Annotated in this window: 11 protein-coding genes and 1 pseudogene; 7 read left to right on the forward strand and 5 right to left on the reverse strand. The window is 66.9% G+C overall.

The genetic code is table 11. From position 1 onward, the window contains the following. A pseudogene (locus tag ACPCXD_RS20460) lies at window positions 1–211 on the forward strand (cytochrome ubiquinol oxidase subunit I); the annotation flags it as partial. 59 nt (window positions 212–270) lie between these two features. Next, window positions 271–1,833 (forward strand): flavin-containing monooxygenase, encoded by a 1,563-nt coding sequence (locus ACPCXD_RS20465; protein ID WP_160877532.1) that lies wholly within the window; start codon window positions 271–273, stop codon window positions 1,831–1,833. Here the strand turns inward: ACPCXD_RS20465 and ACPCXD_RS20470 are convergent. After that, window positions 1,739–2,425: a TetR/AcrR family transcriptional regulator gene (locus ACPCXD_RS20470; RefSeq protein WP_160877530.1), complete on the reverse strand. Its 687-nt coding sequence runs from the start codon at window positions 2,423–2,425 to the stop codon at window positions 1,739–1,741. The genes ACPCXD_RS20465 and ACPCXD_RS20470 overlap by 95 nt on opposite strands. Window positions 2,426–2,599: 174 nt before the next feature. Here ACPCXD_RS20470 and ACPCXD_RS20475 point away from each other — a divergent pair, with 174 nt between their 5' ends. Genes ACPCXD_RS20475 through ACPCXD_RS20485 form a run of 3 tightly spaced genes read left to right on the forward strand, consistent with a single transcriptional unit; the run spans window position 2,600 to window position 6,073 of the window. After that, window positions 2,600–3,448, forward strand: coding sequence for an urea amidolyase associated protein UAAP1 (locus ACPCXD_RS20475; protein WP_160877528.1), 849 nt, complete (start codon window positions 2,600–2,602; stop codon window positions 3,446–3,448). Further along, window positions 3,445–4,095, forward strand: a complete 651-nt coding sequence (locus tag ACPCXD_RS20480) for an urea amidolyase associated protein UAAP2 (RefSeq protein WP_160877526.1) — start codon at window positions 3,445–3,447, stop codon at window positions 4,093–4,095. Before ACPCXD_RS20475 ends, ACPCXD_RS20480 begins: the two co-directional genes overlap by 4 nt. Window positions 4,096–4,102: 7 nt before the next feature. Next, window positions 4,103–6,073, forward strand: a complete 1,971-nt coding sequence (locus tag ACPCXD_RS20485) for a 5-oxoprolinase/urea amidolyase family protein (protein ID WP_160877524.1) — start codon at window positions 4,103–4,105, stop codon at window positions 6,071–6,073. 140 nt (window positions 6,074–6,213) lie between these two features. On the opposite strand, the gene ACPCXD_RS20490 is transcribed toward ACPCXD_RS20485, so the two are convergent. Beyond that, window positions 6,214–6,570, reverse strand: coding sequence for a hypothetical protein (locus ACPCXD_RS20490; RefSeq protein ID WP_423661059.1), 357 nt, complete (start codon window positions 6,568–6,570; stop codon window positions 6,214–6,216). Window positions 6,571–6,835: 265 nt separating this feature from the next. Here ACPCXD_RS20490 and ACPCXD_RS20495 point away from each other — a divergent pair, with 265 nt between their 5' ends. Continuing rightward, window positions 6,836–7,867, forward strand: a complete 1,032-nt coding sequence (locus ACPCXD_RS20495; RefSeq protein WP_423661060.1) for an isopenicillin N synthase family dioxygenase — start codon at window positions 6,836–6,838, stop codon at window positions 7,865–7,867. A gap of 21 nt (window positions 7,868–7,888) precedes the next feature. Continuing rightward, window positions 7,889–9,370 (forward strand): high affinity choline transporter 1, encoded by a 1,482-nt coding sequence (locus ACPCXD_RS20500; protein WP_423661061.1) that lies wholly within the window; start codon window positions 7,889–7,891, stop codon window positions 9,368–9,370. A gap of 60 nt (window positions 9,371–9,430) precedes the next feature. Here the strand turns inward: ACPCXD_RS20500 and ACPCXD_RS20505 are convergent, their stop codons facing one another. The 3 genes from ACPCXD_RS20505 to ACPCXD_RS20515 all read right to left on the reverse strand — a co-directional run bounded on the left by ACPCXD_RS20505 (window position 9,431) and on the right by ACPCXD_RS20515 (window position 12,054). Then, window positions 9,431–10,513 (reverse strand): DUF3558 domain-containing protein, encoded by a 1,083-nt coding sequence (locus tag ACPCXD_RS20505; protein ID WP_229567629.1) that lies wholly within the window; start codon window positions 10,511–10,513, stop codon window positions 9,431–9,433. 159 nt (window positions 10,514–10,672) lie between these two features. After that, window positions 10,673–11,569, reverse strand: a complete 897-nt coding sequence (locus ACPCXD_RS20510; RefSeq protein ID WP_033097400.1) for a hypothetical protein — start codon at window positions 11,567–11,569, stop codon at window positions 10,673–10,675. 173 nt (window positions 11,570–11,742) lie between these two features. Further along, window positions 11,743–12,054: an antibiotic biosynthesis monooxygenase family protein gene (locus tag ACPCXD_RS20515; protein ID WP_016694228.1), complete on the reverse strand. Its 312-nt coding sequence runs from the start codon at window positions 12,052–12,054 to the stop codon at window positions 11,743–11,745. Window positions 12,055–12,108: the final 54 nt, after the last annotated feature.

Below are 12,108 nucleotides of genomic sequence, written 5' to 3' on the forward strand. Positions count from 1 at the left end.
ACTCGAATGGGCGACGACCTGCCCGCCGCCGCGGCACAACTTCTACGAGCTGCCGCGCATCCGCTCGGAGCGTCCCGCCTTCGAGCTGCACTACCCCGACATGGTCGAGCGGATGCGTGCCGAGGCGCACGTGGGTCCGGGTAGCGACAAGCACGAGGTGAATGTGCTCGAAGGTGCCGACCGCACGCCGGGCGACGTCCCCCGTGAGTGATCGACCGGGATAGCCCCGCGCATCGAACGAACCCCGCCGAAGGACGGAGTCGAGCGAACATGACCGCAGTCGAACCCGGCGGGGGCGTGCCCGCCGAGGTGGATGTCCTGATCGTCGGCGCCGGTATCTCCGGCATCGGCACGGCCTACCACCTGAAGACGAAGAGACCGGGGACGAGCTTCGCGATCGTCGAGGCACGCGACGCGCTCGGCGGCACATGGGACCTGTTCCGATATCCCGGTGTGCGCTCCGACTCCGACCTCCACACCCTCGGTTACGAGTTCAAGCCGTGGCGGAAGAAGCACGCGTACGCCGGAGGTAGCGAGATCCTCGGCTATCTCCACGAGACGGTGGACGAGCACGGACTGCGTCCCTACCTGCACTTCGGGCACCGCGTCGTCGGTGCGTCCTTCTCGTCCGCCACCGGCAGGTGGACGGTCACGCTCCGGCGCACGAGCGACGACACCACGCTCACGGTGACCTGCTCGTTCTTCTTCTCCGCGACCGGCTACTACGACTACGACGAGGGGTACAGCCCGGAGTTCGAGGGCAGCGACGACTTCCGCGGCACCATCGTCCACCCCCAGCACTGGCCCGAGGATCTCGACTGTGCGGGCAAGCGCGTCGTCGTCATCGGCAGCGGCGCCACCGCGGTGACACTCATTCCCGCGCTGGCCGGCGTCGCCGAGCACGTGACGATGCTGCAGCGCTCCCCGTCCTACGTCCTGGGATGGCCGAAGGAGAACAAGATCGCCAACGCACTGCGGCGTGCCCTCCCGACAGCGGCGGCCGACCGCGTCGTCCGCTCCCTGAGCATCCGTCTGCTGCACGAGATGTACCGGACGAGCCGCCGGGCGCCGAACCTCTTCCGCCGTCTCCTACGCCTGCGGATGACGAGTGTGCTGCCCGACGACTATCCCGTCGACGTGCACTTCAACCCGTCCTACGACCCGTGGGATCAGCGCCTGTGCGTCGCGACCGACAGCGATCTCTTCCACGCCATCGCCACCGGTGAGGCGTCGGTGGTCACCGATCGGATCGCTCGGTTCACGCCCACGGGGATCGCCCTCGAATCGGGGCGCGAGATCGAGGCCGACGTCATCGTCACCGCGACCGGGCTGAAGATGGTGCCGTTCGGACGGGTCGCACTCGACGTCGACGGCGAACCGGTCGACTGGCACGAACGCATCACCTACAAGGCGTCGATGCTCACCGGCATACCCAACTTCGTCTTCGCGTTCGGTTACGCCAACTACTCGTGGACCCTCAAGGTCGACCTCACCGGCCACTACCTGTGCCGGTTGCTCGACCACATGGACGACCACGGCTACGACATCGTCACCCCGGTCTGCGACGACCCGGCCGTCGGCGGCGGACCGTTCTGGGACCTCACGTCGAACTATCTCCGGCGATCGGCCGACGTGTTTCCCACATCCGGGGAGGACGGCCCGTGGTCGATGGAGCAGAACTACTATCTCGACCGCAGACGGCTGCGCCGCGAACCGGTCGACGATCCCGCCCTGCGCTTCATGCGGGTGGCCGAGACGGCGGGGTCATCGAGCCCAGCAGGTCGCCGGGAACTCCCACCACGAGTGCCCGAGCCGCGCTCGTCACTGCCGTAACGTCGCTGACACCGAGAACCGTCAGCGACGCCGTCGCCAGCGCTTCGGGTAGCCCGGCGTCGACGTCGCCGTCGTCGGCCCGCATGCCGATGACCGATTCGACGATCCGGAACGGCAGGTGTGTGCGGGGATCATCGTCGCCGACGATCTGCGCCGCCAGGATCCGGTAGCGCTCCATCAGTTGCCGGCGCTCCTCCCGGAACCGATCGAACGGTTCGGTGCGAAGCTCCGGAAGATGGTAGAGCGCACCGAGATTCCATCTGCCCGCGGACAACTGGGCCGTGTCGAACCAGGCGAGCGCGCACAGGCGCACCTCGGGCGGCAGCGTGGGGTCGAGATTGTCGTCGAAGTCGAGGGTCGGTTCGACGGTGTCCTCGAGCAATGCGACGAGGAGGTCGTTCTTCGTCGCGAAGTGGTTGTACAGCGATGCCTGCCGGATCCCCACCGCCTCGGCGATCGTGCGTGTCGAGGTGGGGGAGAACCCGCGGGTGGTGAACAGCTCCGCGGCGGCGTCGAGGATCTCGGCACGCGCGGTCGGCCCGGGTCGTCGTGGCGCGTGGAGACGGGGTCGTCCTGGTCCTGCATGGGTCACCTCTCCACTGTGACACGACGAAAGATGGTGCAGCACCACGGTCTTCATGCGTGAAGTTTTCGTTATACGGACGAAACACACGTCACGGACTCGTTACGCCGTGGACATTCCCCGAAGATGCGCGATCGGAAAACTGTCGATCGACAGTTTCCCCGGACCGCCGATCGGAGCGCCATGACCGAGACCCTCGCGACCGCCACCACGCACGCTGCTCGCGCCCATGCCCGAGCGCAGGCAGGAACCGTCACCGACGCCATGCCGATCGTCCCGGCATCGTCGTGGCCGGCTCCGCCCAGCGGTCGCGCGGCGTCGATGACCTGGGCCGAGACCGTTCCCGGTGGCCGCTACACCAGCAAGGTCCTCGCACGCGGCACCCGCCTGCGCCTGCGGGACGTCCACGGCACCGCCTGCGCCAACCTCCTGCTGTTCCGCGCCGACGCACCGCACGAGCGGCTCAACGTCGCCGACACGGTGAAGGTGCCGTGGCAGGCCTATCTCGGTGTCGGGCATCCCCTGCTCTCCGATCAGGGCCGCGTCCTCGCCACGATCGTTGCCGACACCTCCGGTCGCCACGACGCGCTGTGCGGCACGACCCACCTCGCGGGGAACACCGCGAAATACGGTGCGGGATCGCTCCATTCGAGCTCTCCCGCGGGCCGCGAACTGTTCACGGTCGCCGCGGCCAAGCACGACCTGCAGCCGCGCGACCTGCCGCCCTCGCTGTCCTTCTTCCACGGTGTCCGCGTCGAGGAGGACGGCAGCCTCGTCAGCACCGGCAACGCCGGTCCCGGTGCCGCCGTCGACCTGCTGATCCACCTGCCGGTCATCGCCCTGATCGCCAACACCGCACACCCGCTCGACCCGAACCCCGAGTTCACCACCGGCAGCCTCGAAGTCCTCGCCTGGCGGGCGCCCGGCGAACTGAACTCGCTGCCGAACACCGACCCCGAATACCAGCGCGCCGTGCTCAACACCGACGACGCCTGGGCCGCCGCCACGTCCGAAACGGAGATCCGCCGATGACCATCACCGCCGACACCGCAGACCTCGCCCTCGTTCCCGGTCGCGTCGTCCTCGACGAGATCGTCGGCCTCCGCGGCCCGTGGTCGGCCGTCGTCGCCGCCGGCGACGTCCTCACCATCGTCGACCTGCACGGCAACCAGGCCGTCGACACCCTCGTCTACGACGCCGCCGATCACACCCGCCGCTACAGCGCCGCCGCCACCGTCGCCGCCCAGCAGAACATCTTCCTCTCCACCGGTTCGGTGCTGCGCGACGCCGACGGTGAGCCGCTGATGACGCTCGTCGCCGACGAGGTGGGCAACCACGACACCGTCGGCGGTGCGTGCTCGCAGGAGTCCAACACCCTGCGCTACGGCCACCACACCAAGCACCAGCACGCCTGCGTCGAGAACTTCCTCATCGAAGGCGCCAAGTGGGGACTCGGCAAGCGCGACCTCGTCTCCAACATCAACTTCTTCATGAACGTGCCGGTCGAGGCCGATGGCACCCTCGGCATCGTCGACGGTCTGTCCGCACCCGGCAAGCGACTCGCGATCCGCGCCGAGCGCGACGTACTCGTGCTCGTCTCCAACTGCCCCCAGATCAACAACCCGTGCAACGGCTTCGACCCCACGCCGGTCCGCATGATCGTCACCCGCGGGGAGTGAGGAAGCCATGACCACGAAGATCACCGTCGAACGTCCCGGAATGCTCACCACCGTCCAGGACTATCCCGGACGCACCGGTTACTGGCAGATCGGTGTGCCGCCCTCCGGTCCCATGGACGACCTGTCGTTCCGTCTCGGCAACGTCGCCCTCGGCAACGACGAGGGCGCTGCCGGCCTCGAGACCGCCATGGCCGGCCCCGCCCTGCGGTTCACGGAGGAGACCGAGGTGTGCGTGACAGGTGCGCCCGTCACCGTGCGCGTCGACGGCGTCGTCGTCCCGCAGTGGCGGCCCGTCACCGTCCCGGCGGGCGGCCTGCTCGACGTCGGCGCGGTCTCCGGGCCGGGCCTGCGCGTCTACGTCCTCGTTCGCGGTGGTCTCGACGTCCCCGAATTCCTCGGCAGTGCATCGACGTTCACGCTCGGCACGTTCGGCGGTCACGAAGGTCGGACGCTGCGCGAGGGTGACGTCCTCGTCGTGGGGGAGAACGCTCCCGGTACGAGCGCGCCGGTCCCGTCCGAGCACGTGCCTGCTCTGAGCACGCGCTGGGAGATCGCGGTCACCGAAGGTCCGCACGGCGCACCGGAATTCTTCACCCGCGCCGACATCGACGCCCTCTACGCCACCGACTACGAGGTGCACTTCAACTCCGACCGCACCGGCGTGCGGCTCATCGGCCCCAAACCCGAATGGGCACGCACCGACGGCGGCGAAGCGGGCCTGCACCCGTCGAACATCCACGACAACGCCTACTCGGTCGGGGCACTCGACTTCACCGGCGACACCCCGATCCTGCTCGGTCCCGATGGTCCCAGCCTCGGCGGTTTCGTGTGCCCGGTGACGGTCGTCGCCGCCGACCGCTGGAAGCTCGGTCAGCTCGCACCCGGCAACACCGTCAGGTTCGTCCCCGTGAAGTCGCAGCACAGCGCGTCGCGCCGCGAGCTGGGAGTCGGTCGTCGTGCCGGTCTGTCGCTGGTCGCGTCGGGCGGCGGCGACGGCGACGACGGAGTCCTGGCCCGCCGCGACGGGCACACCGCCGTCACCTACCGCCGCAGCGGCGACGACAACGTGCTCGTCGAGTACGGCGACATGACGCTCGATCTGGCGCTGCGGGCCCGCGTGCACGCCCTGCACCAGCGCCTCGAAGCGCAGCGACCTGCCGGCCTGCTCGAACTCACCCCCGGTATCCGGTCGCTGCAGGTCAAGGTCGACCCGGACGTCCTGCCGGTACCGGTCCTGCTCGGTCTGCTCGCCGAGGTCGAGGACGGTATCGGCGACAGCGACGAACTGGAAGTGCCCAGCCGTCAGGTGCGCCTGCCGCTGTCCTGGGACGATCCGGCGACCCGCGAGGCCATCCAGCGCTACATGCACGGCGTGCGCTCCGACGCCCCGTGGTGCCCGTGGAACATCGAGTTCATCCGTCGCATGAACGGCCTCGACACCGTCGCCGACGTCTTCGACACCGTCTTCGCCGCCGACTACATGGTCCTCGGCCTCGGCGACGTCTACCTCGGTGCACCGGTCGCGACACCGCTCGACCCGCGGCACCGGCTGGTCACCACCAAGTACAACCCGGCCCGCACGTGGACACCCGAGAACGCGGTCGGGATCGGCGGTGCGTATCTGTGCATCTACGGCATGGAAGGCCCCGGCGGATACCAGTTCGTCGGCCGCACCACCCAGGTGTGGAATCACCGGCACCCGCAGCCGGCCGGGCCCTTCGAGGACGGAACGCCGTGGCTGCTGCGGTTCTTCGACCGGATCTCCTGGTATCCCGTCGACCCCGAGGAACTGCTCGATCTGCGCGCCGATCTCGCGGCCGGTCGTGGCGGGGGAGTGGAGATCACCGACGGGACCTTCTCGCTGGCAGACCACCGGAAATTCCTCGCCGACAACACATCCTCGATCGCGGAGTTCCAGGCGACCCAATCCGTCGCCTTCGCGCAGGAGCGGGCACGGTGGAAGGCGACCGGCGCATGACGACCGCCGAACGGATCCGGCTCGCGGGAACCCGGTTCGAGCGAACCCTGCTGGCGCGTCCGGGCACCGAACCCGACACCACCACCCGGGTCACCTGGGTGCAGGGCGAGAAGTTGTACTGCGATCTGAGACAACCCGCCTCACTGCCTGTGGTGACGGCCTCGACCGCGAACGACATGAACTTCGACGATCTCGTGGCACTCGCGACGCAGGACGGTTTCGCAGGCCGGTTGCTCGACCGCGGCGATCACGTCGAGTGGGAACGCGCCGTGTCGTTCCACCCGCTCGGTCCGACACCCGACGCCGGCAGTCTGGCCCTGCTCGACGCGGACACTATCGCCGAACACGGTGTGTACGAGGACTACACGGAACACTGGCACATCGCCGGCGTCTCGTCCGACATCGAGGAGTACCTGCTCGAGGACATCGACACCGGGGCGACCGCGGTACTCGTGCGGGTGGGGGAGACCTTCGCGTTCGCGCGCGGCCGCGACCACACTCCCGGATCCGGTTCTCTGCTCGAACGCATCAGGGGGGGGCGGCGACACTCCGCGAGGCCCGCGCAGTGCTCGACTGCGAGGTCGCCGTCGGCCGAGTGTGCGCCGGCCGATGGAACATCACCGCATCGACTCTCCCGTATCGGATCGGGGACGACCTCGACCCCGACTTCGGAGACGAAATCCACACGAGCGACGTCACATTCGACGGAGCGCCCGTCACGAGGCGGTGGCGTCCGCTCGACCCGAACCCCAGGAGGGAACCATGACCTTCACCAGCATCCCCGTCGTCGACGTACACGCACTGGTCTCCGCCGACGGCAGCGGACGGGAAGCAGTCGTCGAGGAACTCGGGCGTGCCGCCCGCGAAGTCGGTTTCGCTCAGATCGTCGGGCACGGTATCGATCCCACCCTCATCTCGGGACTGAAGACAGCCGCAGAACGCTTCTTCGCACTGCCCGACGAAACCAAGATGTCGGTCTACATAGGGACTTCGTCGAACCACCGCGGCTACGTGCCGCCGGGTGAGGAAGTGTTCGCCGGTGCCACACCCGATCACAAGGAAGCGTTCGATCTGTCCATCGATCTTCCCGCCGACGATCCGGATTATCTGGCCGGCAATCCGCTGCTCGGACCGAACCAGTGGCCCGACCTGCCGGACTTCGAGAAGCCCGTGGGGGCGTACTACGATGCCGTATTCGGTCTGGGCCGTGTGCTTCTGAGGGCTTTCGCCGAGACGCTCGGCGAGCCGTCCGATCTGTTCGATCGGTATGTGACGACACCGCCGGCGCAGTTGCGGATGATCCATTATCCCTACGATCCCAGTGCATCCGACCGCCCCGGTATCGGCGCCCACACCGACTACGAAGTGTTCACGCTGCTCCTGCCCACGGCGCCGGGACTCGAAGTGGTCAACGCCGACGGGGACTGGATCGAGGTCCCCTACCGCGACGATGCTTTCGTCCTGAATATCGGTGACCTACTGGAGATCTGGACGAACGGTGTGTTTACAGCGACGTCACATCGGGTGCGTAAGGTTGCTCAGGAGCGTTACTCGTTCCCCTTGTTCTTCAACGTCGACTACGACACCCGGGTCGAGCCGCTGGAGAGGTTCGTCGACGCGGACGGACCACGATACGACGGAGTGACGGCTGGCGAGCATCTGTTCGCGCAGACCGCTCAGAGCTTCACCTATCTCCGCAACCGGCTCGCCTCCGGCGAGATCGCTCTTCCCGACAATGCCCGCCCCCTCTATTCGCTCGGACGCGAAGCCCAACGCAGCGCTCCTGCCGTCTGACCTTCTCCATACGGAGCTGCCATGATCATCACCGGTGTTGCCGTGTGCCTCGTCGTACTTCTCGGGGCCGGCTTCTACTCCACCCGCAAGGTCCGCGGACAGGCCGGCAACTTCCTGCTCGCCGGTCGCTCGCTGGGCGCACCCGTTCTCGCCGTCCTGCTCATGTCCCAGGTCATCGACTCCAACGCGACCCTCGGTTCGGCCGACCTCGCGGCCGGATTCGGATTCTGGGCCGGCGCGGCGATGCCTCTCGGCGTCGCGCTCAGTGTTCTGCTCGTCGGAATCTTCTTCGCGAAGCGCCTGCGGGCGACCGGCGTGGTGACCCTGCCGGAGTTCTTCGCCCGCCGCTTCGGGCGCGGCACCGAGATCACCGCCTCCGTCCTCACCGTGGGCAGCTTCGGCATCCTCCTCGCCGGCAACCTCGTCGCCCTCGCCTACCTCCTGCAGTACTTCCTCGGCCTGAACTACACCGCCGCGGTACTGGTGATCATCCCGTTCGTGCTCGCCTACACGATGGCCGGCGGCATGTTCGCCAGCGTCTACACCGGCATGGTCCAGTTCGCCGTCATGGCCGTCGGTATCGTCTCCCTCCTCGCGTGGGTGGCTCTCGGTCCCGGCTTCACCCACGGGGACGGCCTCGGCATCGGTGATCTCGGCCAGCTCACCGATCCGGCGCAGGGCGCCGCGATCAACTGGGCCACGATCGTCGCGCTCGGGCTCGGCAACCTGGTCGCGATCGACCTGATGCAGCGTGTGTTCTCCGCCAAATCGCCGCACGCGGCCCAGCGCGCCTGCTTCTCCGCGGCGACCGGCATTCTCCTGCTGTGCGTGCCCCTGTCGTTCGTCGCGCTCGCGGCGGTGTCGATCGTCGGTGACAGCGCCGCCGACGCGCCGATCCTCTACGTTCTGCTGGGTGAGTACACGCCGCAGTGGTTGTCGATCCTGGTGCTCTCCGGTCTGGTAACGGCTTCACTGACCACGATCAGTGGTGTGCTGCTGTCCACCGCGACGGTTCTGGTGCGCAACGTCTTCCGCGTCGGCGGCGAGAACGCCGCGATGTCGTCGGACGTCCTGAAGGCCACCCGCCTGCTCATGCTGCCGATGGCTGCCTTCGGTGCCCTCGTCGCGCTGCGCGTCCCGCAGACCGGCATCCTGCTCACCCTCACCTTCGACCTGCTGCTCGCCTCGCTGGTCGTGCCGTTCATCCTCGGACTGTTCTGGTCGCGCGGTGACGGTCGCGCCGTGGCCGCCGCAGCGATCGCCGGTATCACGGTGCGCGCCGGCTTCTTCGTCCTCACCCCGACGATCTACGGCGTCGACAACACCCTGCTGTACATCCCGAACTCACTGGTCACATCGTCCGTCGACGGCTGGACCACCTTCATCGGATTCCTGGTGTCGCTGGTCGCCTACGTGACGGTCGCGCTGGTGCGACGCCCCGTCCGCGCGGTCACCGTTCCGGAGCCGGCCGTCCTGCCTGCGAAGCAACCGGTCGCGGTGTAGCTCGCGCGCCGAACCGGGGTTCGCTACCGAAACACGCGGGGCGAACCCCGGTTCACCGCGTCAGAGATCGACGAGTGTTTCGATGTCCTGAACGAGGGAGAACAGGGGAGCGCACTGTTTCTCGGAAGGAATCGGTTCGTTGTCGTAGGGGAAGTGCAACCACGAGCTGACGAGAACGCCGAATTTCGTGTCCAGGATGATCGCGCAATCGTTGCGGTCATGCTGGAGGAGCGCTCTCCTGCTATTGATCGTGATCTCGGTGGAGATATCGCGGTCGCGCTCGAGATATTCCTCGTAGGAGACATTGCCGGCGAGGAAAGTGATCGCGTAGGAATCCTTGTGGTCGGTCGTCTGGGCGAAGCTCTTCCATGAGCAGCTGATGAATGTGTACGTGCCGAAGGGAAGATCGGTGAGATCCTTGCTACGGTCGTCGAAACCTCTTTCGAGAAGTATCTCCATCGGAACATCCAGGCACGGATCGAAAGTGATGTCAGGTCGTTCCGAATCGTCGACGACGCGAGGCGTACGTACGGTCGTGGCGACCTCCATCATGATTCGTCCTGCGTCGACTTCTCGGTCCACCGAATCCTCGATCCGCTCGACGAAGCTTCTGGTCCGGCTGCATCGTGCGTCGTCCGTCATCGGCTGCATCTCGCGTGTGAGGTTGTGGTGCTTGATGCTGATCAGGCCGAATCGGGTGCTCATCGATATCTCGCAGCTGTTTGTTACGTTCGGGTCGAACTTGACGAGGGCGGGACGACCGCTGACTGTTGTCTCGGTGGTGTTCTCGGGGTCCCGCTTGTAGGCTTCGTCGAGCGTCCTGTTCGACGCCAGCAGGTACAGGTCGAACCAACCCGTATCGTTACTGTCCGGGGGAATGCTGTCGAAGGTGCACAGGATCGACGTGTAACCACCGGAGGTGTGCTCGGACTTCTGCCCGGTGGAGAGGTCGACACGTTCCGCACGGAAGGCCTCCTCCGGAATGTCCGCACATGGATCGAATGTGATTTGTGCATGCACTTCCGGGTCGACCGCTTTCGGTGTGTCGTTGGTGGGAAACACGCCTTCGGCCGCGATCGATGCCGGCCCTGGAGAATGGCTGCATCCCGCAACAAGAATCACTGTTATTGCAACTGCCGTCACCGACTTCGTGACGACTGGCGTCCACCTACGCACGTGACCCCCCGATCCGTTTCTGCCGGCGGGACGTTAGCACGTTCCTTCCTCAGCCCCGCACGGCGCAGTGATTGCTTGCGCGCCGCACCGGGGCTTGCTACCGCAACACGCGGGGCGAGCCCCGGTTCATCGCGTCAGTTTCGCAGCGCGACGCGCGGCCTGCTGGAGTCTCTCCGCCACGACGTCGAACCGCTCCAATTCCGCCCACGTCCAGCGCACCACTTCGTAGCCCGCGTCGCGGATCGCGTCCTGCCGGAGCTTCTCGTCGAACACGTCGCGCGGGTCGGAATACTTGATCCGCCCGTCGAACTCGCCGACGACGCCGTTCTCCCAGAAGAAGTCGACGCGATAGCGCCGCCCGTTCCCGCCCACGATCTCGTACTGGAGGATCGGTCGCGGCAGTCCTGCTTCCGCAATGCGTAGACGCGACAGCGATTCGCCCGCACTCTCGCTGCGACCGTCCAGAAACGGCACCACTGTGCGGGCACGAGCCAGGCCGTGGCGGGTCCGGGCATCGGCCAGCGCCCGCGAAACCTGTTCACGCATACCGGGGTACAGGCGAAGAGCGGAATCGCCTGCGATGACGGCCTGCTCCTTCGGGAGCGTGCGCGCGAGGTCGACGACGGTGCGGGCAATCGACGTGACGGCTACTCCGTCGACGACCACCACGTCGTCGCCGAGTTCGGTCGGATGCACGTGGATCTGCGAGGTGACACGACCGCGCCGCGTGGCGGGCCGGGAGATGTGGACGAGGTCGAGCGGTACGTCCCACAGTTCGAGGCCGTGCAGTGCCGCCGCCGACACGTGGCTGAGCGCCTCGTCGGGACCGAGCGTCGCTCCGACATGCCGGGCACGGACACGGTGGACGCCGACGGGTCCGATCGCGTCGACGTCACAGCGGTGCAGATAGCACCCGCGCCCGACCCGTACGAGTGAGCCGGTGCGAACGCCGGTGCGGATCTCGGTGTCCGAGAGACCCGCGACGGCGAGCGAGGTGTTGGTGAGAATGTTCGGATCTGTCACGACGACGATCCTGCGCGGAGCGACACCCACCGAACCCGCGACGACCTCCCGATCCGGTGTACCTGTGGATCGATCGCGGGGTTGGGGACAAACTCCTGTTCGGAGGCCGTTGACGCGCCGAACCGAGGTTCGCGCGTGCTACAGCGGCGGCGAACCCCGTTTCGGCGCGTTCTCTACTTCTCGAAGACGATGTCCTCGATGAGCGTGTGCTGCTCGACCGCGGAGGGTGCCTGCATGCCCGGAGCCTGATCGTCCGAGTGCGACGCCTTGAACGAGTCCGAACGCAGCCACGCGAGGAAGTCTTCCTTGGAGTCGAACTCCATGGTGGACACGTAGGGCAGGCCGTCGGCTGCGGGACGCATCAACGTCGTGCGGTTGAGGCCCGGCACTCCGTCGAGCGTCGAACGCATGCTCTCGACGAAGACCTTTTCGAATGCCTCGGTGGTATCGGCAGGAACGTCGATGCGGTTGGTGATGACGTACACGGTGACCCTTTCTGAGAAGTCGTGGCGGACCCGGGAGCCCTCAGGAATTATAAC

It is taken from the genome of Rhodococcus sp. AB351 (genome assembly GCF_049538275.1).
Lineage (GTDB): Bacteria > Actinomycetota > Actinomycetes > Mycobacteriales > Mycobacteriaceae > Rhodococcus.

Excerpts from the sequence above, each read along its gene's own strand:
- ACPCXD_RS20500 (WP_423661061.1), top strand. The coding sequence starts at position 7,889 with ATGATCATCACCGGTGTTGCCGTGTGCCTCGTCGTACTTCTCGGGGCC.
- ACPCXD_RS20480 (WP_160877526.1), top strand. The coding sequence starts at position 3,445 with ATGACCATCACCGCCGACACCGCAGACCTCGCCCTCGTTCCCGGTCGC.
- ACPCXD_RS20475 (WP_160877528.1), top strand. The coding sequence starts at position 2,600 with ATGACCGAGACCCTCGCGACCGCCACCACGCACGCTGCTCGCGCCCAT.
- ACPCXD_RS20465 (WP_160877532.1), top strand. The coding sequence starts at position 271 with ATGACCGCAGTCGAACCCGGCGGGGGCGTGCCCGCCGAGGTGGATGTC.
- ACPCXD_RS20495 (WP_423661060.1), top strand. The coding sequence starts at position 6,836 with ATGACCTTCACCAGCATCCCCGTCGTCGACGTACACGCACTGGTCTCC.
- ACPCXD_RS20485 (WP_160877524.1), top strand. The coding sequence starts at position 4,103 with ATGACCACGAAGATCACCGTCGAACGTCCCGGAATGCTCACCACCGTC.